The 23,748-nt window shown below is 45.0% G+C and carries 24 protein-coding genes; 11 read left to right on the forward strand and 13 right to left on the reverse strand.

Going from position 1 to position 23,748, the window contains the following annotated elements:
- The first annotated feature begins 54 nt into the window (after positions 1–54).
- From UWK_RS09170 to UWK_RS09180, 3 genes are read left to right on the forward strand one after another with little or no spacing between them, the layout of a single operon-like run.
- Positions 55–936: a metal ABC transporter solute-binding protein, Zn/Mn family gene (locus UWK_RS09170; protein WP_015404092.1), complete on the forward strand. Its 882-nt coding sequence runs from the start codon at positions 55–57 to the stop codon at positions 934–936.
- The gene (locus tag UWK_RS09175) at positions 936–1,706 is read left to right on the forward strand and encodes a metal ABC transporter ATP-binding protein (protein ID WP_015404093.1); all 771 of its coding nucleotides are present in this window, start codon (positions 936–938) and stop codon (positions 1,704–1,706) included. Before UWK_RS09170 ends, UWK_RS09175 begins: the two co-directional genes overlap by 1 nt.
- A complete protein-coding gene (locus UWK_RS09180) occupies positions 1,699–2,547 on the forward strand; it encodes a metal ABC transporter permease (RefSeq protein ID WP_015404094.1) in 849 nt (282 codons plus the stop codon). Before UWK_RS09175 ends, UWK_RS09180 begins: the two co-directional genes overlap by 8 nt.
- Positions 2,548–2,634: 87 nt before the next feature.
- On the opposite strand, the gene UWK_RS18455 is transcribed toward UWK_RS09180, so the two are convergent.
- The 4 genes from UWK_RS18455 to xerD form a co-directional block, all read right to left on the reverse strand.
- Positions 2,635–3,441 carry an anti-sigma factor antagonist gene (locus UWK_RS18455; RefSeq protein ID WP_015404095.1) on the reverse strand — a complete coding sequence of 269 codons (807 nt, stop codon included), beginning with the start codon at positions 3,439–3,441 and terminating at the stop codon, positions 2,635–2,637.
- A gap of 231 nt (positions 3,442–3,672) precedes the next feature.
- On the reverse strand, positions 3,673–4,383 hold the full coding sequence (locus UWK_RS09190) for a PEP-CTERM sorting domain-containing protein (RefSeq protein ID WP_015404096.1): 711 nt from the start codon (positions 4,381–4,383) through the stop codon (positions 3,673–3,675).
- A gap of 199 nt (positions 4,384–4,582) precedes the next feature.
- A complete protein-coding gene (locus UWK_RS09195; protein WP_015404097.1) occupies positions 4,583–7,258 on the reverse strand; it encodes a CBS domain-containing protein in 2,676 nt (891 codons plus the stop codon).
- 40 nt (positions 7,259–7,298) lie between these two features.
- A complete protein-coding gene (xerD, locus tag UWK_RS09200; protein WP_228130071.1) occupies positions 7,299–8,117 on the reverse strand; it encodes a site-specific tyrosine recombinase XerD in 819 nt (272 codons plus the stop codon).
- On the opposite strand from xerD, the gene UWK_RS19825 reads away from it, so the two are divergent.
- Positions 8,025–8,231: a hypothetical protein gene (locus UWK_RS19825; protein ID WP_228130005.1), complete on the forward strand. Its 207-nt coding sequence runs from the start codon at positions 8,025–8,027 to the stop codon at positions 8,229–8,231. The genes xerD and UWK_RS19825 overlap by 93 nt on opposite strands.
- A 58-nt stretch (positions 8,232–8,289) precedes the next feature.
- On the opposite strand, the gene rpsU is transcribed toward UWK_RS19825, so the two are convergent.
- Together rpsU and UWK_RS09210 are read right to left on the reverse strand one after the other, a co-directional pair.
- Complete coding sequence (gene rpsU / locus UWK_RS09205) at positions 8,290–8,478, reverse strand: 30S ribosomal protein S21 (protein ID WP_407637482.1); 189 nt, start codon at positions 8,476–8,478, stop codon at positions 8,290–8,292.
- 136 nt (positions 8,479–8,614) lie between these two features.
- On the reverse strand, positions 8,615–10,021 hold the full coding sequence (locus UWK_RS09210) for an FAD-binding oxidoreductase (RefSeq protein ID WP_015404100.1): 1,407 nt from the start codon (positions 10,019–10,021) through the stop codon (positions 8,615–8,617).
- A gap of 133 nt (positions 10,022–10,154) precedes the next feature.
- Here UWK_RS09210 and UWK_RS09215 point away from each other — a divergent pair, with 133 nt between their 5' ends.
- Positions 10,155–11,099, forward strand: a complete 945-nt coding sequence (locus UWK_RS09215) for a D-alanine--D-alanine ligase family protein (RefSeq protein WP_153304871.1) — start codon at positions 10,155–10,157, stop codon at positions 11,097–11,099.
- Positions 11,100–11,111: 12 nt separating this feature from the next.
- Here the strand turns inward: UWK_RS09215 and UWK_RS09220 are convergent, their stop codons facing one another.
- On the reverse strand, positions 11,112–12,242 hold the full coding sequence (locus UWK_RS09220; protein WP_015404102.1) for a sigma-70 family RNA polymerase sigma factor: 1,131 nt from the start codon (positions 12,240–12,242) through the stop codon (positions 11,112–11,114).
- A gap of 380 nt (positions 12,243–12,622) precedes the next feature.
- On the opposite strand from UWK_RS09220, the gene UWK_RS18460 reads away from it, so the two are divergent.
- Positions 12,623–14,158, forward strand: coding sequence for a sigma 54-interacting transcriptional regulator (locus UWK_RS18460; protein WP_167320738.1), 1,536 nt, complete (start codon positions 12,623–12,625; stop codon positions 14,156–14,158).
- 56 nt (positions 14,159–14,214) lie between these two features.
- On the opposite strand, the gene serS is transcribed toward UWK_RS18460, so the two are convergent.
- Positions 14,215–15,492, reverse strand: coding sequence for a serine--tRNA ligase (gene serS / locus UWK_RS09230; RefSeq protein WP_015404104.1), 1,278 nt, complete (start codon positions 15,490–15,492; stop codon positions 14,215–14,217).
- A gap of 220 nt (positions 15,493–15,712) precedes the next feature.
- On the opposite strand from serS, the gene tatC reads away from it, so the two are divergent.
- A complete protein-coding gene (gene tatC / locus UWK_RS09235) occupies positions 15,713–16,453 on the forward strand; it encodes a twin-arginine translocase subunit TatC (protein WP_015404105.1) in 741 nt (246 codons plus the stop codon).
- A gap of 3 nt (positions 16,454–16,456) precedes the next feature.
- Here the strand turns inward: tatC and UWK_RS09240 are convergent, their stop codons facing one another.
- On the reverse strand, positions 16,457–16,882 hold the full coding sequence (locus UWK_RS09240; RefSeq protein WP_015404106.1) for a DUF523 domain-containing protein: 426 nt from the start codon (positions 16,880–16,882) through the stop codon (positions 16,457–16,459).
- Between the two features lie 141 nt (positions 16,883–17,023).
- On the opposite strand from UWK_RS09240, the gene UWK_RS09245 reads away from it, so the two are divergent.
- Entirely contained in the window at positions 17,024–17,281 is a 258-nt protein-coding gene (locus UWK_RS09245) for an FtsB family cell division protein (RefSeq protein WP_041916379.1), read from the forward strand.
- A gap of 199 nt (positions 17,282–17,480) precedes the next feature.
- On the opposite strand, the gene UWK_RS09250 is transcribed toward UWK_RS09245, so the two are convergent.
- Entirely contained in the window at positions 17,481–17,693 is a 213-nt protein-coding gene (locus tag UWK_RS09250; protein ID WP_015404108.1) for an FmdB family zinc ribbon protein, read from the reverse strand.
- A 154-nt stretch (positions 17,694–17,847) separates the two neighbouring features.
- Between UWK_RS09250 and UWK_RS18465 the strand changes: the two genes are divergently transcribed.
- Positions 17,848–18,636 (forward strand): uracil-DNA glycosylase, encoded by a 789-nt coding sequence (locus UWK_RS18465; RefSeq protein WP_167320739.1) that lies wholly within the window; start codon positions 17,848–17,850, stop codon positions 18,634–18,636.
- An 8-nt stretch (positions 18,637–18,644) separates the two neighbouring features.
- Here the strand turns inward: UWK_RS18465 and UWK_RS09260 are convergent, their stop codons facing one another.
- From UWK_RS09260 to UWK_RS18470, 3 genes are read right to left on the reverse strand one after another with little or no spacing between them, the layout of a single operon-like run.
- A complete protein-coding gene (locus UWK_RS09260; protein ID WP_015404110.1) occupies positions 18,645–19,037 on the reverse strand; it encodes a PqqD family protein in 393 nt (130 codons plus the stop codon).
- Positions 19,018–19,902, reverse strand: a complete 885-nt coding sequence (locus tag UWK_RS09265) for a hypothetical protein (RefSeq protein ID WP_015404111.1) — start codon at positions 19,900–19,902, stop codon at positions 19,018–19,020. Before UWK_RS09265 ends, UWK_RS09260 begins: the two co-directional genes overlap by 20 nt.
- Positions 19,903–19,908: 6 nt before the next feature.
- A complete protein-coding gene (locus tag UWK_RS18470; RefSeq protein ID WP_015404112.1) occupies positions 19,909–20,508 on the reverse strand; it encodes a hypothetical protein in 600 nt (199 codons plus the stop codon).
- 156 nt (positions 20,509–20,664) lie between these two features.
- On the opposite strand from UWK_RS18470, the gene UWK_RS09275 reads away from it, so the two are divergent.
- A complete protein-coding gene (locus UWK_RS09275; RefSeq protein WP_015404113.1) occupies positions 20,665–23,229 on the forward strand; it encodes an ABC transporter ATP-binding protein/permease in 2,565 nt (854 codons plus the stop codon).
- Positions 23,204–23,746, forward strand: a complete 543-nt coding sequence (locus UWK_RS18475) for a cyclic nucleotide-binding domain-containing protein (RefSeq protein ID WP_015404114.1) — start codon at positions 23,204–23,206, stop codon at positions 23,744–23,746. The genes UWK_RS09275 and UWK_RS18475 overlap by 26 nt, the downstream gene beginning before the upstream one ends.
- Positions 23,747–23,748 lie beyond the last annotated feature (2 nt).

Here is a 23,748-nt window from a genome sequence, read left to right on the forward strand (position 1 = left end):
TGTGCCGGTAGTTTTTTAAGGTTTAAATGAGTGTCAACTACAGTGAGGATTTTTGTGAATTACAGATATTGGTGGGTTTTCCTGCTTGCTTTTTTGTTTTGTTTTCCCGTTCAGCTGTCTGCTGAGACTTCTGCAAAATTAGACGTTTTCGTTTCCATTCCTCCTCAGAAGTGGTTGTGTGAACAGCTTGGCGGTGGTCACCTTGTAATCCATCTTCTGGTGGCCCAGGGGCAGGAACCTCATGCCTTTGAACCCACTCCCAGGCAGATTCAGGCTCTTTCCGGTGCCGGAGTGTTTTTTACCGCCGGGATGGAATTTGAGCAGGAAATCACCAGGCGTCTTCAGGCGGGAGCACCATCTCTGCAGATAATCGACACCAGTAATGACATAGAAAAAATTTCCATTAATGGAGCCGGCCACGACCATGATCATGCGGAGATGTTGGACCCCCATGTCTGGTTGTCACCACCAAACTTGAAAAGTATGGCCGGAGTCATGACCGCAGCCCTTGGCCATAAAGATCCTGAAAATAAAAGGGTGTATGACGCGAATCTGGAAAAACTGAACGCCCGGTTGGATGCTCTTGATCAGGTCGTTATGGAAGATCTGGCGGCTTTCCAGGGGGCTTCTTTTTTTGTCTTCCATCCGGCATTTGGTTATTTTGCTCATCGCTACCATTTGCAGCAGGTTGCTGTGGAAACGGGTGGAAAATCCCCAACTCCAAAACAGCTTTTTGCACTTATTAAAAAGGCAAAGAAAGACGGGGTGAAGGTGATTTTTGTCCAGCCCCAGTTTGATCCAAGAAGTGCAGAGAAGGTGGCAACTGCCATTGGTGGTAAGGTCATTACCCTTGATCCCCTTGCAGAGAACAGTGTTGATAATATACGGATCATGGCTGAAAAAATTGCTGATGCCCTTACTGGTCGGACAAAGTAATGGCTGCTGATATGTCAGATAGCAGTGCGATATCCATTCGTGACCTTTCCTTTTCCTATGATGCTCAGGTTGTGCTTGAGGACGTCAATCTTGAAGTGCTTTCTCTGGATTCCATCTGTGTGGTTGGACCAAATGGTGGAGGAAAATCCACCCTTATAAAATTAATAGTAGGACTCCTCAATCCCGATAGCGGTGAAGTGCGAGTCTTTGGTGAAAAACCAGAATCTGCAAGGTTGAGGATAGGCTATGTCCCCCAGTATGCCAGGTATGATCCGCAGTTTCCCATCTCTGTTTTTGAGGTGGTGTGTATGGGACGATTAAGTGATTCGTGGATTGGACGATATACACGTGATGATAGGGAAAAGGTGATGGAAGCGCTCAGTATTATAGGGCTTGCAGATATTGCTGACAGGCCTTTTTCTTCCATTTCCGGTGGACAGCGACAGCGTGTACTTATTGCCAGAGCCCTTGCTTCTGAAGGTGATATCCTGATTCTTGATGAACCTACGGCCAATATCGATCATGAATCGGAGGTGCAATTTTTTGATCTTCTGACAGAGTTGAATAAACGCATGACTATACTGATGGTTACACACGAAGTTGGCTTTGCATCCACCTTTTTTAAACGGATTGCCTGCGTGAATAAACAGGTGGTGATTCATCCGACGAGTGCTCTCACAGGGGATCTTATTCGTGATATGTATGGCGGTGACTTGCAGATTATCCGTCACGATCACTTTTGTGGAGTGGAAGGACACCAGCATGATTGAATTTGTGGCAGCATTGACAGATCCCAATTTGCCGTTTTTTCGCTATGCATTGCTTACTGGAATTTTTGCCTCTGTCCCCTTTGGTATAATTGGTACCTTTGTCGTTGTACGCAGGATCAGCTATATTGCGGGTGCCATTGCCCATTGTGTGCTTGGTGGAATAGGTCTTGGCATGTATCTGGAAAAAGCGGTGGGGATCAGCTGGTTTGGACCCATGCAGGGAGCTGTCCTGGTGGCATTACTTGCTGCGGTTATTTTAACTCTGGTAAGTCGCTACGCTGCTGAGCGTGAGGACAGTGTGATTGGTGCTCTCTGGGCTGTCGGCATGGCAACTGGGCTTCTTTTTATTGCCAAAACCCCGGGGTATGTCGATCCCATGAGTTATCTTTTCGGGAACATCCTGCTCGTCTCAAAACAGGATTTTGTCTTTGTACTGGTGCTTGATGTGATTGTACTTGGACTCGTTACTCTTTTTTATAATAAATTTCTGGCCGTGTGTTTTGATGAGGAGTTTTCACGACTGCGGGGAGTACATACGGGCTGGATGTATCTGCTGCTACTGTGTCTGGCTGCGCTCACCATTGTTTTGCTGGTGAGGGTTGTCGGTATTGTTATGGTAATTGCTCTGCTTACTCTGCCAGCTGCTGTTGCCGGTAATATGTCTCGAAATATCAAGCAGATGATGTTTGTTTCGATTTTGTTTTGTGCCGGTTTTGTGGTGATGGGGCTAGGGGTAAGTTACAATCTTGACCTGCCAAGTGGGCCAGTGATTATTGTCATTGCTGCCCTTGTGTATCTTCTGGTTTTGTCCGCCGCAAGATTAAAAAAGAGTTTTTTCTGATGCTGTCCCATAATGCACATCTTTTGAGTAATTTTACCGGCTATGGATCAAAATTTACTGCGGTTTGTCAGGGACTGAGTGGTTTCGTTAAGAGGAAAGATTGTTTAGTTGTATGGATCCGCCAAGCTGTGTGAGGAATGATTTTGATTTTGCAGAAATCCCCATAAACTCCATACCATATCTTCCATCGGTTGCTGATCGTACAATAGCAGTCTCTGAAAGTTTGAAGGCCTTGCCAACAGAAAATTGAACATGCATCCGATCATCAACCCTATGGCTGGTGTTGGAGACCATGAGAAATCCACCGGGACTGATGTTGCGTATTACACCATGGCTTCTTTTCCCTGAATTGAGATCCTGGCAATATGCAAAAAGATCTTCATCAACAATATGATCTTTTGGGATGCGTTTGTAACGTCTTCTTTCCTTTGGTTCCTCTTTAGGTTCAGTGTCGTCCTGATGGATAAACCTGTCATAAAAATCGGTATCAATTACTGTATCATTGTTCGTTGGTTGTAATTGCTCTCTGGCAGGTTCTTGGGAAATGGGGGCGATAAAGACAGAGAAAATGGCAAAGGCATCATCCCGGTTTTCGGCAATTGTGAAAACCTCATCCAGGTGAGTGATTTTAAGGAGACTCCTTACCTGTTCAGTAATGCCGCATATTACTAACTGGCCATCGTCGTAGATCTCTTTAAGAGCTCTGATCATGGAACCCAGGCCAGTGCTGTCCATGAAGATAATATTGCTCATATCAAGAAGAATGAAAACATTGCCTTCTTTGATAAATCCCTGCATTGCCGAAAGAAAACTCTCTGCCTGAGGGGCGTCCAGTCTTTCACCTTCAAAGGTAACGATAAATACCCCTTGAATAAGTTCTGTTTTTAGTCTCATGGTGCAATCTTTGCTCTGCCCTTGGAGAAAGTGATTGTTTTTTTTAGTTACAGGAAATTAATCAATTGCAAAGAATAATACAAGTAACTTGTCCTTTTTATACGTGAAGTCTTGAGAAGGGGATATGTATTCTGTTTTACAACGTGAACAAAAAAAGGTCCTCCAGCATGCTGTCGCTGAATGACCTTTTTTATAGGGTGAATTTGTAATTTTTTTCGAAAGCTCTACCGTTTATTTTGCTTTCCTTCGCAGCCTGTAACCTGCAAGGCCAGTAAGCCCTGCGCCAAAGAGCAGCATGGTGGCAGGTTCTGGTACCGGTGCACCTCCTCCCGCAACATCATTAGCGCACCAGGGGGCGTACGCTACAAAAAAGCCATCTTCTACTGCCAGACCACCAAAACTACTAAAGTCGTAGGTTATGGTAAGTCCTGAATGATTACCACCTATATTACTATTTAAAAGTGTAAGAAAATTGGCATCGATACCATTTGGATTTCCTTCACGTCCAATTTTACTAATAGTAGTGTATTCATAATAATCAGCAACACTGTAAAGGCCACTACTGGCAGCGACATCACCGGTGGTTTCTCCCACCGGATTAAATCCAGAATCAAGGCTTTCCCTTCCATCGAGTACAAAAAAATTCCAATCATCCCATGCCGAGTTACTCTTCCAGGAGGTATTGATAAATAACGAATCAAATGCACGTCGGGCATCACTTTCTAAATCAACAGTAATGCGAGTAAGAAAATTATTTTCAACAGTTACATGTAAACCAGCAACCTCAGGAGTTCCATATTCGTCTGTAGTTCTGTTACTGCTATACCCAGGCCAGTTAATCCAACTGTCTTCAATGGTGTAAACTGTTGCTGCAGCATTGGAGGCAAACAGGCAAACAGTGCAAAACGAAATATAAGATATGATATTCAAAGATTTCTGCATCAGTATTCTCCTTATGAGATTTAGAAATTCTAACAATCTTCCTAAATGGTAAGGTAAAACATATTTCCTGTCTATAGTTGAATTGACTATTTTAAATGGTTCCTGTTGAAAAAAAGTAAGGCCTGTTGGGGGGGTGGGCTGTTTTTAGGAGTGATTATCTGTTTTGGTCTAGGAAAAACAGAGATTGGGAAAATATTTTTTATCGAGGAAAATGCTTTAAGATGAACTGTTTTTCGTCCTCTCTGCTTTTCACGAGTCCATCCAGACGTGCATCTGTGATATCTGAAAACATTTTTTTAAATTGCTCTCCAGGAATATAACCAAGTTTTTTGAGGTCATCACCATTAAGAAGTGATTGTACATTTCGCAGTGAGGTGACGTAGAGTGATACTGTTTTCTTGATTTCTTTTTTTCTGGCAATGGCCATCAAATAGAGCAATCCTTCGTTTGTGAGATTCTTGAGCATCTGATTGATTTCGCTGTTTTTTTCAGGTATCCGGCCGTAGAGTTTGTTGCCAATTTCGTCTGCCGTGAGTTTCTGGATGATCAGTTCCCTGCAAATATGATCATGAATCTGAAAACGTTCGCAAAATGTTTCAATTTGGCGGGGCCGGGATCTGGCCATAATAGCAAGGAGGTAAACACGCCACGGTTCAATGGGTTCGTCAAGGTAGAGAAGGTGAAACCAGGATATGGCCTGCTGGGCCTGTCTGATGATATGGAGGAAACGGCGGTCGATTTTGAGATTGGGTAGCAGGTCGGGCCAGAGAAACTGGAAGAGTTCCAGGTCTGCAAGTCGCCTGATGGCAAGGATTGGGTTTTCTTCCTCGAAAATCTGCTTGAGTTCGGTAAAGATGCGCGGGTTGTTTGTCTTGCCGAAGAGATCCATTTTTACGGCCCCATGAATCAGTCGTTCTGTATGTCTGGCAATTTTGAAATCCATTCGCTTTTCAAAGCGAACAGCTCGCAGGATACGGCTGGGATCTTCCACGAAACTTAAGTTGTGGAGGACTTTGATCAGTTTGTCCTTAAGGTCATTCTGGCAGCTGAAAAAGTCGATCAGCGTACCAAATAGGGCAGGGTTGAGCTGAAGTGCCATGGCGTTAATGGTGAAATCACGTCGGTAAAGATCAAGTTTGATGGATGAGAGTTCAACCGTTGGGAGTGCCGCCGGATATTCATAGTATTCGAGTCTTGCCGTGGCCACATCAATCTTGAATCCGTTGGCGAGGGTTATGTTGGCGGTTTTAAAACGATCATGGGTTCGAACCCGGCCACCAAGGGTTTTCACAAGCTGTTTGGCAAAAATGATTCCATCACCCTCCACCACAATATCCAGATCCAGGTTTTTCTGCTTCTGGAGCAGGTCGCGAACAAACCCTCCAACTGCATAGGCTTTAAACCCAATGTCTTCGGCTACCTCGCCAATTGTTCTGAGCAGGATGATGAGGTCCCTATCCAGTGTTTCACTTATAAGTTGGAGAACATTTTTACTTTTTTCCCGAGTGGAGGGGGCATCTGCGCCTCCAAGGTCCTGAGGCATATGGCCGGGATCATTTATCAGCATGTTAAGGAGGTCGGTTCGTGTGATGACCCCCTCCAGTCGCTGTTCATGAATAATGGGGATCAGCCGTTGTCTGTGTTCGATTATTAACTCTTCTATGTCGGAGAGTGTTGCACTGAGCGGAAGCACTTCAATGTCTGTTGTCATGTAATCACTTACAGGAAAAGTGCCGAGGTTGTGATGTATGGCCTTCTCAACAATTCTACGTGAAATGGTTCCGACAATTTTTGCCGGTGGGAGGGGAGTCGTTGCTGTTTCGGAATCAGCATCTGCAAGTACCGGAAGGGCTGTGATATTGTAGCGGGTGAGCAAGCTGTTCGCTTCAAGAATTGAAGTGTTTGAGGGGATTGAAATGACGGGCTGGGAGAGCATTTCTCCGGCGATTGCCTGTGGTTTGATATGTCTGTGGAGGCTCCGGATCAGTTGTTCCTGTGCCTCAATCATGGTCATGTCTCGTAGGGTGGCCGAGGCCGCAGAGGCGTGGCCACCTCCATTAAAATCCCTGGCAATAGCCCCGGTGTTGACTTCCGGAACACGGGATCTTGCGATGAGATAGATACGTCCCTCCATGGAGACCAGGGCAAAGAGGCAGTCGAGGTTTTCCATTATCATGAAGCGACGAACGATGAGTGAGAAGTCATCCTCGTATTCTTCGAGTGTGAGATTTATGACCACAGCCTCAATGCCTGAAATCCTGTAACTTTTGGCGGTTTTGCTAAGTTCGTGTATCAGGCTCACCTGTCGGGCGGTGAGGTCATAGGAGAGGAATTGAGAAATGATGTCTAACTGAGCGCCTTTTTTTAACAGCCAGGCGGCCGCGAACAGGTCGTCCGGAGTGGTGGTCATGTGAGTAAGAGAGCCGGTGTCCTCATAAATACCAAGTCCGTAAATGGTTGCTTCTTCCTGGCTGACGGATATTTTTTTTTCTTGTAATACTCCACAGATAACCGTGATTGTTGCGCCAACCGGAGCAATTGTTTCAAGGTTTCCCTGCATGTCGTCTTCAGTGTCAGGGTGGTGGTCGTAAAGATGGAGGTTCAACTTTGGATTGCTCAGGCATTTTGCAAACTCACCAATACGTCTCTTTTGCCTGGTGTCGACAACGATAAGGGTGTCTATCTGGTTCAGATCAATATACTTGAGTCTCGTGAAATCATATCGATGATGAAGCGTTTCTGCGATAAAGCGACGGACATTTTTTTCCTGGGAGCCGGGAAAGGCCATTACCGCGTCGGGGTAGAGTTTTTGTGCAGCGATCATGGAGGCAAGACCGTCAAAGTCCGCATTCAGGTGGGTTGTGATGACTTTCATGTCTTACTATCCACTATCCGTTATCAGCTGTCAACAGTCCTCAGCCGCGGGGGTGAAACTTCTTGTGGATGGATTTCAGTCTTCCCTCATCAACGTGGGTGTAGATTTGGGTGGTGGTGATGTCAGAGTGGCCGAGCATCATCTGCACAGAACGGAGGTCGGCGCCATGTGATAAGAGATGGGTTGCAAAGGAATGGCGGAGGCTGTGCGGGGAAACTTCTTCTGCGATTCCAGCAGCCCGTGCAGCTTCTTTGATGATCTGCCAGAATCGTAAACGTGTCATTCCTTTACCGCGATTGGTGACAAAGAGGGTGTTGCTGCGTCTCCCTTTCAGGATCAAGGGGCGGGATGAGTCGAGGTAGGTCACAATGGCTTCTTTTGCAGGAACGCCAAAGGGAATGAGCCGTTCTTTCTCACCTTTTCCAAGTACCCGGATAAAGCAGGATGTAAGGTTGCAGCTACCTACTGCAAGGGTAACCAGTTCCGTAACACGTAAGCCGGTGGAATAGAGGAGTTGCAGCATGGCATAGTTGCGCTGTAGCAGTGGCGTTGTAATCGGTGGCGGGCACAGCAGGCGGTTTACCTGTTCAATGGATAGTCCTTTGGGGAGGCTAAGTGCACTTTTAGGGCTTGTAATGTTGTTGAAAGGATTGACTGAGATAAGGTTTCGACCATGCAGGTACGAAAAAAAACTTTTTAAGGCTGATACTCTTCTGGCATTGCTGCGATGTGAGATCTGTCTGCTGCGGCACTGTTCAAAAAAAGTATGAATTGTTTTAGTGGTGACATCCTGCAGAGATTTCTTTTTTGTTGCCAGGAAAAGAAGGAAGGAATGAATATCGGCGTCGTAGGCAGTGATCGTGTTTTCTGCAAAGCGCTTCTCGGTAATCAGGTAATGGAGAAAGATCTCTTTTGCAGAAACGAACTCTTGTGGGAGGGGTTTTCCAGCGATGGCAGAGTAGAATGGAAATGATAAAACGCCCGTTGCCTGTTCAGGCGACGGGCGTTAGTGAAACAATGCTGTTTGGGGCTCAGCCGCGTCTGATACGGTTAAACTTACGGAGCTTGCGACGAGCTTCAGCCTGTTTGCGACGTTTTTTTACACTTGGTTTTTCGTAGTTCTCACGACGTTTTAGTTCTCTTTTTATTCCATCAATCTGCAGTTTCTTTTTCAGCTGCCTGATGGCATACTCAAGATCTCCACGAACTTCAACTTCTATCATTTGGGGCTCCGTTATCAACAATATTTACGAGAAATCCAGAAGCACGATACTTCAGATTTTCATTACAATTTTAAAAGTCACGACAGTAATCTTCCTTATATAAGAGAAACTTTTGCGTCTGTCAATGGATTTTTCATACGGGTGATGGACCATTGTGTAGCTCTTCCGAGGGAAAAATTTTCCCTGGATTCATGATGTTGTTTTTATCAAACAATTGCTTTAGTTGACGCATTACTGTGATACTGGTTCTGTTTAACTCTAGCGAAATGTAGGGGGACTTGGTTATTCCAATGCCATGTTCCCCGGAGAGGGTTCCTCCCATACTGAGGACTTTTTTGAAAAGTGCCATTTTGGCATTTGCAGCTTTCTGTTTTTCTTTCGGCGAGTTGTCTGCAGCCAGAATATTGACATGGATGTTTCCGTCCCCGGCATGGCCAAAGGTGAGGATGGTGATTGTGAGTTTCTGTGCAAGGTCTTCACAGAATCCTACCAGTTCCGGGATAAGACTGCGCGGTACGACAACGTCTTCACTGGTTTTGTGAGGGCTGATTTTGTGGGTGGCAGGAGAGATGGAACGTCTTGCTTTCCAGATTTCCTGGATTTCATCTTCTGTCGCAGCCTGTTTTATGTTGCAGTACTTTTCAGCTGCAATTAAACGTTTGAGGTGTTCAGCCTGTTCCTCTACCTTCTGTCTGCTGCCGTCAATCTCGATGATGAGCATGGCTTGAATGTCTGCTGGCAGTCTGGAGGGCAGGATATCCGAGACAACCTGAAGAGCAGTTTTGTCCATGTATTCGAGCGTGCAGGGAAGAATGTTCTGCTGCAGAATTTTGGCCACAAATTCTGTTGCCTGTTGCAGGGATGTGGAGCTAAGGAGAAACGTTTCTTTGTGTTCAGGCAGAGGTAAAAGTCTGGTGATAATTTTGGTGATAATACCAAGAGTGCCTTCTGAACCGATAAAAAGGCGGGTAAGGTCATAACCCACAACGCCTTTTTCTGTACGGGTTCCCGTCGTAAGGACTTCGCCGTTTGCAAGTACTACCTCAAGTCCGATAATGGAGTCTTTGGTTACACCATATTTTATAGCAGAGGGGCCTCCTGCGCATTCTGCAACATTACCACCAATGGTACAGAATTTGAGACTGGCTGGATCGGGAGCGTACATGAGTTTATGTCCCTGCAGGATCTTCTGAAATGTTCCCGTGATGACTCCCGGTTCGACAATGGCAATCTGGTTGTCAGTGTCAATCTCAAGGATACGGTTTAGTCGCATGCAGCTGAGTACTATGCCCCCCTGGGTTGGGAGTGAGCCACCTGTTGTCCCACTGCCGGCGCCCCGTGCAACAATAGGGATGCAATGGGTGTTGGCCAGTTTTGCAAGGTTTGCAACCTGTTCCACCGTATCCGGGTGGACCACAGCATCCGGGAGAAATGTTTGTTTGCTGTTGTCGTAAGAGTAGCAGTGCAGCTCCTCTATCTCTCTACTACAGTGTTCTGGGCCAACGATATCGATGATTTCTTGGAAAATGGTAGTATTCATCTGACCATGTTACTCTGGAGTTACAGAAAAAAAAAGTAAGGAATTGTCGCCTATTCTGGAATTTTCTGTGTTCCTGGGGTAAGGTAGCGCTGAGAATGTACAGGATAGTGAATAGCTTAAGATCGAGGAATGTATAGTGAAAGATAAGAAAATTCGTGTGGCCCTTCTCGCTGGTGGGGCATCTGGAGAGCGAGAGGTATCTTTGGCCGGTGCTGCAGGTTTTGAAGATGCCATAGATCGTGATAAATATGAGTTGCGTCGCTATGATACAAAGAGCGATCTCGGTAAGCTCGCAGAAGATGCAGCGGATATCGATGTCGCCTTTATTCTTCTCCATGGTATTCATGGCGAAGACGGGACGGTACAGGGGTATCTTGACCTTCTTGGTATTCCCTATCAGGGATCTGGGGTTCTCGGCAGTGCCCTCGCTATGGATAAAAATATGGCTAAGGTTCTGTATCGCTTGAATGGATTGCCGGTGGCTGATTGGGTAATGGCCAGCCATGGAGATATTGAAAACCCCGGTCGGATTCTTGAAACGTTGAATTTTCCACTGGTCATCAAGCCGATCCGTGAAGGGTCAAGTCTTGGCATGAGTGTTGCCAGAAATGTTGAAGAGCTGCAACGAGGAATTGAAATTGCTTACCAACACGATTCCGAGGTTATGGTGGAGCAGTTTGTGAGTGGCAGGGAGATTACGGTTGGAGTGCTGGGGAATGAGAAGTTGTCAGCACTACCTTTGATAGAGATCATTCCCGGCGATGAGTATCCGTTTTTTGACTATACCGCAAAGTACAAAAAAGGTGCATCAAATGAAATCTGTCCGGCAGATGTGAAAGAAGAGGTGTCTATTCTGGCGAAAGAATATGCCGTAGCAGCGCACAGAGTGTTGCAGCTGCGAGGGTATTCACGGACGGACATGATGCTGGCATCCGATGGTGCTTTGTATATTCTTGAGACGAATACCATTCCGGGAATGACCCCTACGAGTCTTCTGCCTCAAGCTGCTAAAGAGTTTGGACTGAATTTTACCGAACTTATTGATACGCTTTTGCAGCTTGCTTTAGAGAAGGAATAATTTTTCTGTATATTAATTGTTTTCAAGGAAGCAGCGCATATGGTCACTGCGCGCCGGGTGTCTGAGGCGTTTTAATGCCTCCTGCTCGATCTGGCGAATGCGTTCCCGTGAGACGTTGAATTGTTTGCCCACCTCATCCAGGGTGCATTCGCACCTTCCATCAAGTCCAAAACGAAGGCGAAGTACCTGAGCTTCTCTGCTGCTTAATGTGTCAAGAATGCTGTCTATCTGTTTGCGAAGGTCTGAGGTTATGGCAATATCGTCAGGCAGACAGGCCTTGTCGTTTGCGAGAAGGCTCATCAGGTTTTGACTGTTATCTCCAACTGGTTCTTCAAGTGATACGGGATCCATGCTGGTCTCTATGATGGAAAGTATTTTGTCATGATCCATATAGGTGTTTTGGCTCAACTCCAGCATTGTGGGTTTTCTTCCGAGTTGTTTGCGTAATCCACTGAATGTTTTGTTGAAGTGGTTGCGTGAGACAAGAAAATGGGCAGGAAGTTTTATGGTTCTGGTTTTTTCCGGTATTGCTCTGGTGATTGCCTGTCGTATCCACCATGAGGCATAGGTTGAAAATCTTCTTCCGGTATTATGGTCAAAACGGAAAACTGCACGCATTAAGCCAATACATCCTTCCTGGATAAGATCGGCCAGGCTTAATCCTCTGTCCGTGTATCTTTTGGCAATGGAGCAGACAAGGCGCAGGTTGGCGGTTATAATGATATTTTTTGCTTCTTCGATTTCATGGGCCAGTATTTTGAACTGCTCACAGAGGTAATGGGTGCCGTCATCGTCCGAAGAGCCGTCGCAGGTGGATTCAAGAGTGGCTATTATGTGGTCGAGTCGACGTTTGCCTGGCTTGATTGGGTTGTCTTTTTTCTCCCATGCCTGCACAGTTTTTTGAAGTTGGGTTATTTTAGGAGATGAGGTGTGGATTTTTTTGACGCTCTGGACAATGGCGCAAAAATTATCCCTGATTGCTTTTGTATGTTTGATTTCGTCCTCGTGGCTGAGGAGTCGTTCGGATTGGAGCTGCTGGGCCACCAGGGACGGTGGTTGCCTGTCGTGCGCAGTGTGGTAGGTGGGTTGCAGGAGCTCGGTCGATGCTGTCTCGGAGAGAGTGTCGTCAGCTATATGTGTCATTACGCATTTCCGTAGGTAGATGATTTGGTGGTAAGAGTTTTTTTTAAGATAACAAGCAACAATTGTACCATTGGACATTGGTCGCTGTGTTTTTGTTTTATTTCCCTGATTTAGCATGTTTTTTTATAGTGTGAAAGCCTTGGTGGTTGAAGGGTGCCTGTCAGAAAATTGACAACTTTGTTTCCCTATAATTTTCCAGTGTAATTTTTTGTGTCACTTTTTCCCCATCCTATTTTGACAGGGTTCTTCATGGTAAGAGAGTCTCATGTAAATGTCCTCTGTATCAAATCCTGTTTACGGAAAAGATGAAAGGGTGTAAAGTTAGTTGCAATCGTAAAGTAAGTTTTCGTTATATGGGAAAGGTGAAAGAAAAAAGACATATGGAATCGGTAAAAACACTTTCGTTACTGCAGCAGCGCCTTACACATGTGAGCGGCAGCTGGTCCGTTGATGAATACAACTCATTGATAACATTTTACATCAGAATTCTTCCAAGGTTGATGGAGGTGGAGCGTTGCACGATTTTCCTCAAGGAACCTGGCGCGGAGTCATTGTTGTCAATGCATGGTACAGGACTTGAGTCCAATGTCATAGAAGCCCCCCTGGAAGGGAGTATTGTTGGTCGAGTTATAGCCGGGGGACAGAGCGTTATTGAAAATAATCTTCGGGTAAAGAATGGCTACCATCATGAGGCAGACGAGCAGACAGGATTTCAAAGTCGGAATACACTGTGCACCCCCATACACAATGTCTCGAGTAATAAGGTGCTTGGGGTTATTCAGCTCTTAAATAGCCTGGGGAGCGATTTTTTTGACGGTGAGCAGCAAAAAGAGCTTGAAGAAATTGCAGGTTACCTGTCGATTTCCATTGAATCCATTCTACTGAAGAAGAAGATAGCGAGCATTGCCAGGGAGTTTGACAGTGAGGTGACCCGTCTGGAATTTGATGCTGTTACAGATGGACGTTTTATCGCCGAGAGTCCTGCGATGCGTGAAGTTTTGGATTTGGTACTGGTTCTTCGGGACACACCGGTAAATGTTTTGATTCAGGGAGAGAATGGAACAGGAAAAGAACTTGTGGCTAAAATGATTCACGAAAATGCTGGAAAAGATGGCCGCCCTTTTATTCCGGTTAACTGCGCCTGTCTTCCGGAGGCATTGGTTGAAAGTGAATTCTTTGGTCATGAAAAGGGGGCATTTACCGGTGCTGACAGAAGTCGTAAGGGCCGTTTTGAAGAGGCAAAGGGCGGTGTTCTCTTTCTTGATGAAATAGGAGAGATGCCGCTTATTGTACAGCCTAAATTTCTTCGTGCTATTCAGGAGCAGGAAGGGTCGCGGCTCGGCAGCAGTGATATTATTCCATATGATGTACGTCTTATTTCAGCAACCAATCGAAATCTGGCAAAAGAAGTCGAAAAAGGAAGATTTCGTGAGGATCTGTTTTTCAGGATTTTTTCAGTGGAGATTGAGATTCCGCCCCTACGGGAAAGGAAAGAGGACATTTTGCCCCTTGCCCTTTCATTTCTTGAAGATACCAACCGGAAATTTAAAAAAAATGTGGCCGGGTTCAGCCCTGATCTGCTGGCACTGCTGGAAGAGTATCCCTGGCCTGGAAATGTTCGGCAGTTGTTAAAGGAAGTGGAACGACTGGTGGCACTCACAAAAGATAATCTTATCATGGAGGTTGAAACCTGTTCCCGGGAATTACTTGCCTTTTCCCGTTCGAATTATGTCGGAGATGCAGCAGCTGCCAGTGATGGTTACTCCCTGCCTGATCAGGTGACAGCCCTTGAAAAACGACTGATCCATAAAGCTATGAAAAAAGCGGCTGGGAATAAAACCCAGGCCGCCGGACTTTTACACATCACCCGACAGGGGCTGTTGAAAAAAATTAAACGATATGAGTTGATGCTGTGATTACTTCGCAACAAGCTCTCTGCTACCCTATCCTTTGATCCTTTACGTCACGGCCACTAAAATCGTTTTTCAAAATAGGGTTTCAGTACGTCGGGAACAATCACAGTGCCATCCTCCTGCTGATAATTTTCAAGAATGGCCAGCAGTGTCCTGCCTACAGCCAATCCTGAACCATTGAGTGTATGGACCAACTTGCTCTTTTTTTGACCATTTGGCCTATAGCGGATTCCACCACGTCGCGCCTGGAAATCGAGAAAGTTTGAACAGGAAGAGATTTCCCGGTAAGTATTCTGGCCTGGCAGCCAGACTTCGATATCGTAGGTCTTGGTGGAAGAGAATCCCAGGTCGCCACTGCAGAGTGTAACCACCCGATAGTGTAAGCCCAGTAATTGTAAAACTTCTTCGGCGTCGGCCAGAAGAGATTCCAGTTCCTGGGCAGAAGTTTCGGGTGTGGTGAATTTCACAAGTTCCACCTTGTCAAACTGGTGCTGCCTGATCAGTCCCTTGGTGTCCCTGCCGTAAGAACCGGCTTCAGACCTGAAACAGGGGGTGTAGGCGGTAAATTTAACTGGCAGTTGGTTTTCATCCAGTGTTTCATCCCGGTAAATGTTGGTGACAGGTACTTCCGCTGTGGGGATAAGGTACAGGTCCCAGTCTTTAATGGCAAAGAGGTCCTCAGCAAATTTGGGAAGCTGGCCGGTTGCTGTCATGGATGCGCTGTTTACCAAAAACGGAGGAAGGACTTCTTCGTAGCCATGTTTCTGGGTATGCAGATCAAGCATGAAGTTGGTCAGTGCCCGTTCCATCTTGGAGGCAAATCCTTTAAGGAGAGCAAATCGTGCCCCCGAAAGCTTGGCTGCCCGTTCAAAGTCGAGAATATCCAGATCTTCACCAACTTCCCAGTGGGGTTTTGGCTCGAAGGAAAATACGGGTTTGTCACCCCATGTTTTAAACTCAACGTTGGCGCTATCGTCATCTCCCTTTGGGACATCATCGCTACAGAGGTTCGGGATGGAGAGGACAAGATCCTGCAGACTGTCCTGGATCTCACCAAGTTCTTTGTCCAGTTCTTTGATTCTTTCCGAAGCTTTACGCATTTCAGGAATGAGAGTATCAGCCTGTTTTTTGTCCTCGTCACTGCCCTGTTTGAGCTGAGCAATTTCTTTCGAGGCAATATTTCGTTTGTTTTTGAGGCTTTCCACCTCTTGAAGCAGGTCCAGTCGTTTCTGGTCAACTGAGGCAAACTCATCAACTTTATCTGTGGGGATACCTCTATGGGCAGTTTTTTTACGTACGAGATCCAGGTTTTCTCTAATAAAACGAAGTTCTAGCATGGTAGGTTATTTCTCAGTATTTATGAGGGGTGTTTTTCCCTTCAGTCTTTGGTCTTCAGCCTGCGCAGTTAATTACTCGGATTTGTGACTATTCTGACAGGGATATATATTCCCCTTGCAGTCTCCAGTATACCTGTTTAGCATGGCTGAAATTTGAAATCAACCTCTATCAAATTGCTTTTAGAAAAGCCATCTGCTATCCTGTCCGGGAAACGTATTGATGGTGTCACCACCAAGCGAAAACAGGAGAGAGGTTCTGGAAACACTGGATCGGCATAATACCCTTGTGATATTTCTTACCGAATTGAGAAAATCAGTTCGTGGCCTTGGGATAAGCGTTATTATTGCTACTGTAGGGATATTTTTTCTTTCTCCCGAATTGCTGAAGTTTGTCCAGAATCATCTCGCTGATAAACTCTATTTTTTCTCAGTTGCCGGTCCCTTTCTGGCCCACGTTAAACTGGCCATGTTTGCTGCCCTGTATGTGATTATGCCGTGGATCATGGCAGTACTCTGGCGTGCCATGGGGAAACCTTTCGGGGTGGAGGGAGGGCAGCTTTTTTTCTTTGTTCTTTTTACCTGCATGCTTTTTTACGCTGGCACCCTTTTTTGCTACTTTATAACACTTCCCTTTGGCATCAGTTTTCTTCTTGGCTTTGGCTCAGCGGATCTGCAACCGGTTATTTCCATCGGTCGGTTTGTGAACTTTACAACCATCTTTATTCTGGCATTCGGGGTGATTTTTGAGCTTCCCATGTTTATGGTTTTTCTGGCGAAGGTAGGAGTGCTGACGAGGGGGTTTTATGAGAGAAACAGGCGTTATGCTCTATTGCTTATTGCGATTCTTGCTGCCCTGTTGACCCCCACTCCCGATGTTGTGAATATGTTGCTTATGGGTGGGCCTTTATATTTTTTATATGAGGGCGGCATTATTATTCTTCGTATTATGCGGATTCAATAACCCTTACTGGAATTCATAAAGCTTGAATCCGTGATTTTTTAGCAGAGCGGCGGTAACGCCAATGGTTCCTGATACTGCACAGGATGGACTTTTGGCTTTTAAACAAACACCTTGTATCGGGTGAGCATTCGCGATCTGAAGGGTCTGTTTGGCCCCTTGTATAAAGGAGGCGGTTATATCATCACCTTCCTTGGTGCAGACTGTGGCTTTTCCTTCAAGGACATCATGGCCGTTGCCATCGATAATTTCAGCAGCTGGTCGGGGGGTGGGCAGACCACCTAACTGTTCAGGACAGACAGGAATCCAGATGCTGTTTTTCAAAAACTCTTTGCAGGTTTCGTGACTCTTTAGTGCTCCGTCATAGCGGGTGCAGAGCCCTACGAGGCAGGCGCTGACGAGATAGAGTGGTTTTGTTGTTGAGTTACTCATATATGGTTCAGTTAGTAGAAGGAATTTCTTGTTTTTTTGATCTGATGTATTGATGATATAATGGCCTGGAAACGAAAACAAAAACCTAAAACAGTTATGTCGCCGCTACAACGTAAAAGGTTGTTGCGTATATCATGTACCATGATTGTTTGTGTTCTGCTATGGGTGGTCTTTGCACCAGGGAGAGGCCTGTATCATCTTCGTCAGCAGAAAAAGCATATTGCGATGCTTAATGCCGAACGACAGATGCTGACTCAACAGAATGATGAAATAACAAAAGATATAGAACGGCTACGTAACGATCAGGAATATCTGGAGCAGGTGGCAAGAGAAGAACATGGAATGTTGAGAGAAAATGAGATTGTTTTTGATTTCAGTAGAAAGAAAAAAGAGGAGTGATAAAAGACTGTTGTCAACAGTCTTTTATCTGCTCCAGATCGGTAAATGAGCTGTTACTCAATTAAGGTACTTCCTTTGAAGGGAAATACAACTGAGTGCTTTCATGAAGTTCTTTTCAAAGAACGCACGAGATATGTGTAAACTTTGAAAGACTTTTTGTTGTATTTAAAAAGCCACACGGGCTTTTCAACTGCTACGCTCAGGAAAATCCTGAACGGGATGAACATCCCGAGAGTGCCCCGGCAGGGATAGTACTTCCTTTTGCAGGTTGGCTTGAGGTGGCTGAAACCATTTTTTTTATGTTGGTGCTCTTGCAGTGTTTACAACTCACGTTTTCAAGTGCGGAGGCTATCATGATCAGACTTTCAAAGTTCTTACCACAGTCCTCACAATAAAATTCGTAGATTGGCATGTGTCTGCTCCTGTTAAAATATAAAAGATATAAAAGAGTATAAGCCTTAGATGTATTTATTATAGTGTTTATCTTTTACCTGTTTTTGTCAAGATGAGGAAAATCTTTTTTAGTAAAATCTAAAATAGGAAGAAAAAGAACGTAAGAAATGTCCATGGAAAAAAAAGATCAGACTCTTGAGTTGCTTCATGAAATCCGCGGAGTGCTAGCCTGCCATCAGGTGAACTCAATAGACAGTTACCCCGCCAGCAGAGAACTGTTGTCTTTTTTTGAATCCTGTTTAAGACAGTCGGTGGAAGATGCACCCCTGAGAGCAGTAGCTGGAACCCCGCAGGATATTCCAAAGCCTAAAGCAGAGTCACGGGCCGTAGATTCCAATCTTTTAGTGCTTGGTGAGATTGCTGATGAGGTTGCACAGTGCAGAAGTTGTTCGCTCGGTGGACGGGGTTTGAAAACAATGGCGGGGAAGGGCGGTTCTGGGAAAATTCGTCTTCTTATTATCGGGCACTGGCTGCCAACAGATGATGGAGCTGAGGCCGGGGCGGTTTTTGGAGTAGAAGAAGATCAGATGTTGAGGCGAATGCTGAATGCTATAGATCTCCCCAGGGAAGATGTCTTTGTGACCAACGTCATTAAGTGTGTGGTGGGTTCAGGGGTTCAGCCCCAGGTAGAGCACATTGATGCCTGCCTCTCATATCTGCAGCGACAGATTGCAGCTATTTCACCGGAACTGATCTGTACCATGGGGATGGTGGCTGTAAAGACGCTGCTGCGACTTTCTCAGCCACTGTCAAGACTGAGGGGAAAATTTTACACCTATAAGGGAGCGGAGGGGGTGGAAATACCGTTGTTGCCTACCTATCATCCCGGGTATCTGTTACAGAATCCGGAAATGAAAAATGCGACATGGCAGGATCTGCAGGCCATTCAGAAAATGCTGTGATGGGGACGTTATTCGCCTGGTTCGTAGAGTGCAATAAAACCTCTTTGCCCCAGACTCTTTAGAAAGGCTGCCACCGCTGTTTCTGCTTCCTGACTCGTCACATTGTAGTCCTGCGCGAAAATTCTGATAATATCCTTTACTGTCCGTGTTCCATCAATGAGCTTCCATACAAAACTCCCCATTCCATCCAGTTGCAGTTTCTTCGTCGGGAGTTCAGCCTGATTTTTACTGAACTTTTGATGCAGGGATGTGAAAAATCGGCTAAGTGGAATGGGGTAGGTGAAGAGGATGTCGCCATTGTCCAGCTCCTGCCAGTGGATAGTTTCGCTTTGTCTGGGGATGCAGGCAAGGGACTCGGTTCGGCTGAGGGGCTTGGCTGGATTAGAGAGATTGGATTTCATAGCTCTTCAGGATGGTTGTGATCAGCCTGTTTGGAATAGGTTTTTTATCAAAAAAGAAGAGGCCGCTGAGGCGATCATGTTCTGGATGGTGGCGCAGGGTAACCCAGTGAAATGGTAGCTTGCGTTTGATCCGGTTGCGAATTTGTTGCAAAATCGATGGAAAGGAGCAGTGACTGACGTTTCCTTCCATATGCTGAGCATCTTCTTCGGAAATATCCAATTCTCCCAGGATATTCATAATCGTCAGCATGGACGACTTTTCCAAACGTTGCGAAGCTCCGGCCAGTCGGCAAAGGTGCATGGTGAGTCCCGAGTCAGCAAAAGAGAGGCGAGTGAGGCCGGCACCAAAATTATATCCGCTTAAGCTGAAACTACCGGGAAGAAGAATTTTGAAATCCTGGATTTCCCAGAGAATCCAGTCGCTTTTATTTTGCCTGTGGCAATGGATTGATTCAATGATCTCAGTCAAACACTGGTGGTTTTTGGTTGCAGGGATATCAAAGAAGTAAAGCAAAAGAGTGGTTCCACATTCTTTGCAGATCATGATCGCAGCCTTTGGTTCTCCTGAGTCATTGTCAGCAAGAAGTGTTAAAGCATATTTTTTTTGCAGTTTCTCCCAGTGGGGTGGCAATTCTTCCAGTACAGTCAATCCGGTTTCGGCAGCAATCTTATGAAGAGTGGCAGCATTGGAACGTTTATGGTGTCTTTTTCCGTTCTGCCAGCGCAGTTCAAGGACAGGGCGGAAATTTTCTTCAAAAAGGAGGTGAGTGGGCTTTGTGACGATAGGCTCCCATTGTGTGGGACACTTGAGAGTGATTGTGTTCCAGCCGATTGTGCGGCTGCTGCCATTGATGGAAGTAGTCACTTGAAATTATTGGGGAATTAGATATGTCCAGTTACTCTCTGCGCGCTGTTTGAGTTGTTCTTCCGTTGCTTTGTTAATGTTTTGACTACACTGTTTAGAAAAGCAGGCCTGTTCTCTGATGATATTATCAGGGTAGTACAATTTGACCATGTTCCCGGTATTTTCATTCGGATTTCTGGTGTTATGCTGGAGAATCAGGTGCACTCTGTTTTCGTTTTCATCTACAAATTTCCATTTCCAGATATGGAGAATACCAAAGGAATCTCCTTTCCATTCGCTTGGATCACCATATTTTTCCTTATACTTATCGAGCAGCAGATCAAAATATTTTTTACTGGAATCACTGTATTTTAACTTTATTCTTACGATCTCGCCGGGTTTTTCACAAATTGCATAGGAAATAATTCCTTTGTCAAATCCATGCCAGTCGTAAATTACAACTTCCTTGAGAAAATTTGAATTTTCGATGTCTGGATAGTCTGTAATATCACTGCCGAGGATAAAACCACCGATTGCACGCGGTGGCTTTTCGGATGAAAATGCCAGGGGAAGCAGCACAAGAAACTGTGAGAAAATGATACTTATGATGAAAAATTGCTTTATCACAAAAAAACCTCTATGAGGGGAAAAAAATTAATACTTCTGGCCCTTGTTTATATTACTCTGTATCATGTAATAATGCTTCATTCCAGATAATTTAGGTTCCGGTGTTCAATCGCAGGACGGATTCTATAATTACTTCCCATTTTGTCTTCGTAATATATGAAAAAAACGGCAAAAAAAAACAGTGTTCGCATTACGGAACGCTCTCTTTTTTACTGGATACTCCGGCGACATCGATCTACCCAACTGTTATTATTGTTAATTATTGTTGTCAGTCTGTTTTTTAAAGTATTTCCCCTCGAGATGCAGAAGCGTATTATCAATGAGGCCATTTACTTAAAAGAAATCCAGTTGTTGTATCTCTACTGTGGCCTTTATATTGGGGCAGTTACAGTTGCAGGGTTGCTTAAATATGGGATTAACATTCTTCAGGTATACATAGGCCAGAAAATTCTGGTGGAGATGCGTGAGGAGCTCTATCGTCATGTTTTGCAACTCCCCCTGCAGTTTTACCGAAAAATGCAACCAGGTACTGTTATTTCCGCAATGACAGCAGAGCTTAACGCCATCGGGTTCTTTCTTGGCGGCGCACTTGCCATCCCCATCACAAGTGTTTTAACCTTTGTTGTTTTTATCGGGTTTATGTTTAACCTGAATAAATGGCTTGCACTGTTGAGTATGGCGATTTATCCCTTTGAGCTTATTGTTCTCCCCTATCTGCAAAAAAAATATAACACTCTCAATACGGAGCGTGTGAAAACCACCCGATCAATGGCGAATGTGGTAAACGAAGCCATCTCCGGAATTCATGAAATTCATGGAAACACCAGTTACCAATTGGAGGGAAAAAAGCTATCCTCCTATATTGCTGAATTATATCGACTGGTAAAGAAATTATTTATTGTAAAATATGGTATCAAGTTCGCCAATAATTTTTTCCAGTCACTGGGGCCATTTGTTCTTTTTCTCGTAGGTGGATACATGGCCATTCATGGACAATTCACCCTCGGTGCTCTGGTCGCTTTTCTCTCGGCCTATGAAAAGGTATATGACCCCTGGAAGGAGCTCATTGAGTATTACCAGAGTTATCAGGATGCGCTGATCCGTTATCGTCAGATTATGCAGATTTTTGACTTTGAGCCACCTCATCTTATGCTGTTACCGGGGCGTGATCCTTTGGCACTGCAGGGTCAAATCAGCTTAAAGAATGTGACATATACTGTGCCTAGTGGAGTAAGGCTCCTTGAAAATATAAACCTTGAGATCAAGCCCAATGAGCAGATAGCTTTGGTTGGGTATTCGGGGTCGGGGAAGTCGACTCTTGCCTTGCTCATTGCACAACTGTATGACCCCAGCCAGGGGCGTATCGATTTTGATAAGAATTCACTTGAAGATCTCTCCAAAATGGATGTCGGCCATAATGTGGCAATGATAGCTCAGCAACCTTTTATCTTTTCCGGTACTATTCTCGACAATCTGCTTTATGGCGTTCAGGCAATTTCAGGCCAAAAGGAAATGCCCGAAAAATTGGTAATTCTTTCAGTAATCAAGAATGTTGGCCTTCAGGAAGACATTATCCGTTTTGGCCTTCAGGCAGTTCTCTCGATTGAGGAATGCCGTCCCTTCAGAGACAAATTTCTCCGTATGCGACAGATTATCCAGACGACTTTACGGGATGACTTTGAGTCTGCCATAGAATTTTATGATGTTGATAAATTTCTGTATTATTCAAGTATTCGGGACAATATCATTTTTGGTGACAGTTTGAGTGGTGAATTTACCGTTGAACGTTTACCGGGACATCTTCGCTTTGTCGGAGTACTTAATGAACTGAAGCTTGAGAAACCTCTTTTGACTCTGGGGTTTGCTATTGCCACCCAGACCGTTAATTTGTTGGCTAATTTTCAAGATGACGAGTTTTTCTTCCGGGATAATCCTATGGAGGTAAGTGAATTTCCAGTTTACAGTAAATTGCTTGGCCGTTTAAAAAGCCCACAGCCAAAAGATGAAGAGGCCCGTAGATTGTTGCTTATCCTGGCTCTTCGGTTTATTCCTAAGAAACATTCCATTATTTCGCTTCCTTCGGCTATGGAACAGAAAATTCTTCAGGCACGGCATCGTTTTCAAGAGACGGTTGTCGGTGTTGATATAGATCATTGTAAAAAACATGATGCCTGTACTCCGTGTAGTGTAATTCAAAAAAGTACTGAAAAAACTGGATTTATTCCATTTTGTCCCAGTGAGTATTTATATACTCGTACGCTCCTTGAAAATATTCTGTTTGGTGCCGTTAAATCTGAAGATGTTCTGGATGAGTATCTTCGGAAAATTGCTGCCGAAGCGTTTAAGGATGAAAAACTTCTCGACGAGGTTATGCATATCGGGCTTCAATTTGAAGTCGGAAGTAAAGGTGACCGATTGTCTGGAGGACAGAAGCAAAAACTTGCCATCGCCAGGGCATTTTTAAAGGACGCCCCGATTCTCATCATGGATGAGGCAACGGCGAGCCTCGACAATACTTCCCAGGCCGGTATTCAGGGTTTGCTGGAAAATGAATTCAAGGGTAAAAAAACCGTTGTTGCCGTGATCCATCGTCTGGATTTGACCCCGGCATATGATCGTATTATTGTATTGAAGGCTGGAAGGATAGTTGAACAGGGCACATATGATGAATTGATGGCATGCAAAGGAGATTTTTATGAACTCACTCGGGCAGAATCCTGATCCACCCGTGATCAATCAACTCACTTGTACCCAGGAATTCTTGAACAGATGCCCTCTTTTTTCCGGGGCACCAGCTGGTGTCGTGGGGCTTTTTGCTTACCTTGCCAAAAGGGAGGAATATCTGAAGGGCCAGGACATATTGACTCAGGGGAAGCATTGTGACCGGCTTTTTCTCATACTTTCAGGTAAGGTTGATATTTTCCAGAATCATTCTGGGCGACGTTTTCATTTACAGCTTCTTTGCGAAGATTCTATCAATTATTTTGGAGAACTTGCTCTTCTCGCTGAGTTTGACTGGTTTTTTTCTGCACGTGCCTGGACCGATGTGAAGCTGCTCACCATCAGTCGTGAAGCTTTCAGTAAAGTCATGGAGCGATACCCCGGATCCTACCAGAGCATGGTCCAGAAAATTATCAATCTCCGCATCAATCGTTTTGTTGACCAGCAACAGTATCTGATGGATCATATCTCTTCCGATGCCTGGCGGGAAGATCCGTCTCAAGAAATTTTTTCATAGAG

The organism is Desulfocapsa sulfexigens DSM 10523, assembly GCF_000341395.1.
Taxonomy (GTDB): Bacteria; Desulfobacterota; Desulfobulbia; order Desulfobulbales; family Desulfocapsaceae; genus Desulfocapsa; species Desulfocapsa sulfexigens.

What these genes read in the sequence shown, in the direction of transcription:
- UWK_RS09175 (WP_015404093.1), top strand. Translation starts at nt 936, where the DNA reads ATGGCTGCTGATATGTCAGATAGCAGTGCGATATCCATTCGTGACCTT.
- UWK_RS09180 (WP_015404094.1), top strand. Translation starts at nt 1,699, where the DNA reads ATGATTGAATTTGTGGCAGCATTGACAGATCCCAATTTGCCGTTTTTT.
- UWK_RS18455 (WP_015404095.1), bottom strand. Translation starts at nt 3,441, where the DNA reads ATGAGACTAAAAACAGAACTTATTCAAGGGGTATTTATCGTTACCTTT.
- UWK_RS09190 (WP_015404096.1), bottom strand. Translation starts at nt 4,383, where the DNA reads ATGCAGAAATCTTTGAATATCATATCTTATATTTCGTTTTGCACTGTT.
- UWK_RS09195 (WP_015404097.1), bottom strand. Translation starts at nt 7,258, where the DNA reads ATGAAAGTCATCACAACCCACCTGAATGCGGACTTTGACGGTCTTGCC.
- UWK_RS19825 (WP_228130005.1), top strand. Translation starts at nt 8,025, where the DNA reads ATGAATTGTTTTAGTGGTGACATCCTGCAGAGATTTCTTTTTTGTTGC.
- UWK_RS09210 (WP_015404100.1), bottom strand. Translation starts at nt 10,021, where the DNA reads ATGAATACTACCATTTTCCAAGAAATCATCGATATCGTTGGCCCAGAA.
- UWK_RS09220 (WP_015404102.1), bottom strand. Translation starts at nt 12,242, where the DNA reads ATGACACATATAGCTGACGACACTCTCTCCGAGACAGCATCGACCGAG.
- UWK_RS18460 (WP_167320738.1), top strand. Translation starts at nt 12,623, where the DNA reads ATGGAATCGGTAAAAACACTTTCGTTACTGCAGCAGCGCCTTACACAT.
- serS (WP_015404104.1), bottom strand. Translation starts at nt 15,492, where the DNA reads ATGCTAGAACTTCGTTTTATTAGAGAAAACCTGGATCTCGTACGTAAA.
- tatC (WP_015404105.1), top strand. Translation starts at nt 15,713, where the DNA reads ATGGTGTCACCACCAAGCGAAAACAGGAGAGAGGTTCTGGAAACACTG.
- UWK_RS09240 (WP_015404106.1), bottom strand. Translation starts at nt 16,882, where the DNA reads ATGAGTAACTCAACAACAAAACCACTCTATCTCGTCAGCGCCTGCCTC.
- UWK_RS09245 (WP_041916379.1), top strand. Translation starts at nt 17,024, where the DNA reads ATGATTGTTTGTGTTCTGCTATGGGTGGTCTTTGCACCAGGGAGAGGC.
- UWK_RS09250 (WP_015404108.1), bottom strand. Translation starts at nt 17,693, where the DNA reads ATGCCAATCTACGAATTTTATTGTGAGGACTGTGGTAAGAACTTTGAA.
- UWK_RS18465 (WP_167320739.1), top strand. Translation starts at nt 17,848, where the DNA reads ATGGAAAAAAAAGATCAGACTCTTGAGTTGCTTCATGAAATCCGCGGA.
- UWK_RS09260 (WP_015404110.1), bottom strand. Translation starts at nt 19,037, where the DNA reads ATGAAATCCAATCTCTCTAATCCAGCCAAGCCCCTCAGCCGAACCGAG.
- UWK_RS09275 (WP_015404113.1), top strand. Translation starts at nt 20,665, where the DNA reads ATGAAAAAAACGGCAAAAAAAAACAGTGTTCGCATTACGGAACGCTCT.
- UWK_RS18475 (WP_015404114.1), top strand. Translation starts at nt 23,204, where the DNA reads ATGAACTCACTCGGGCAGAATCCTGATCCACCCGTGATCAATCAACTC.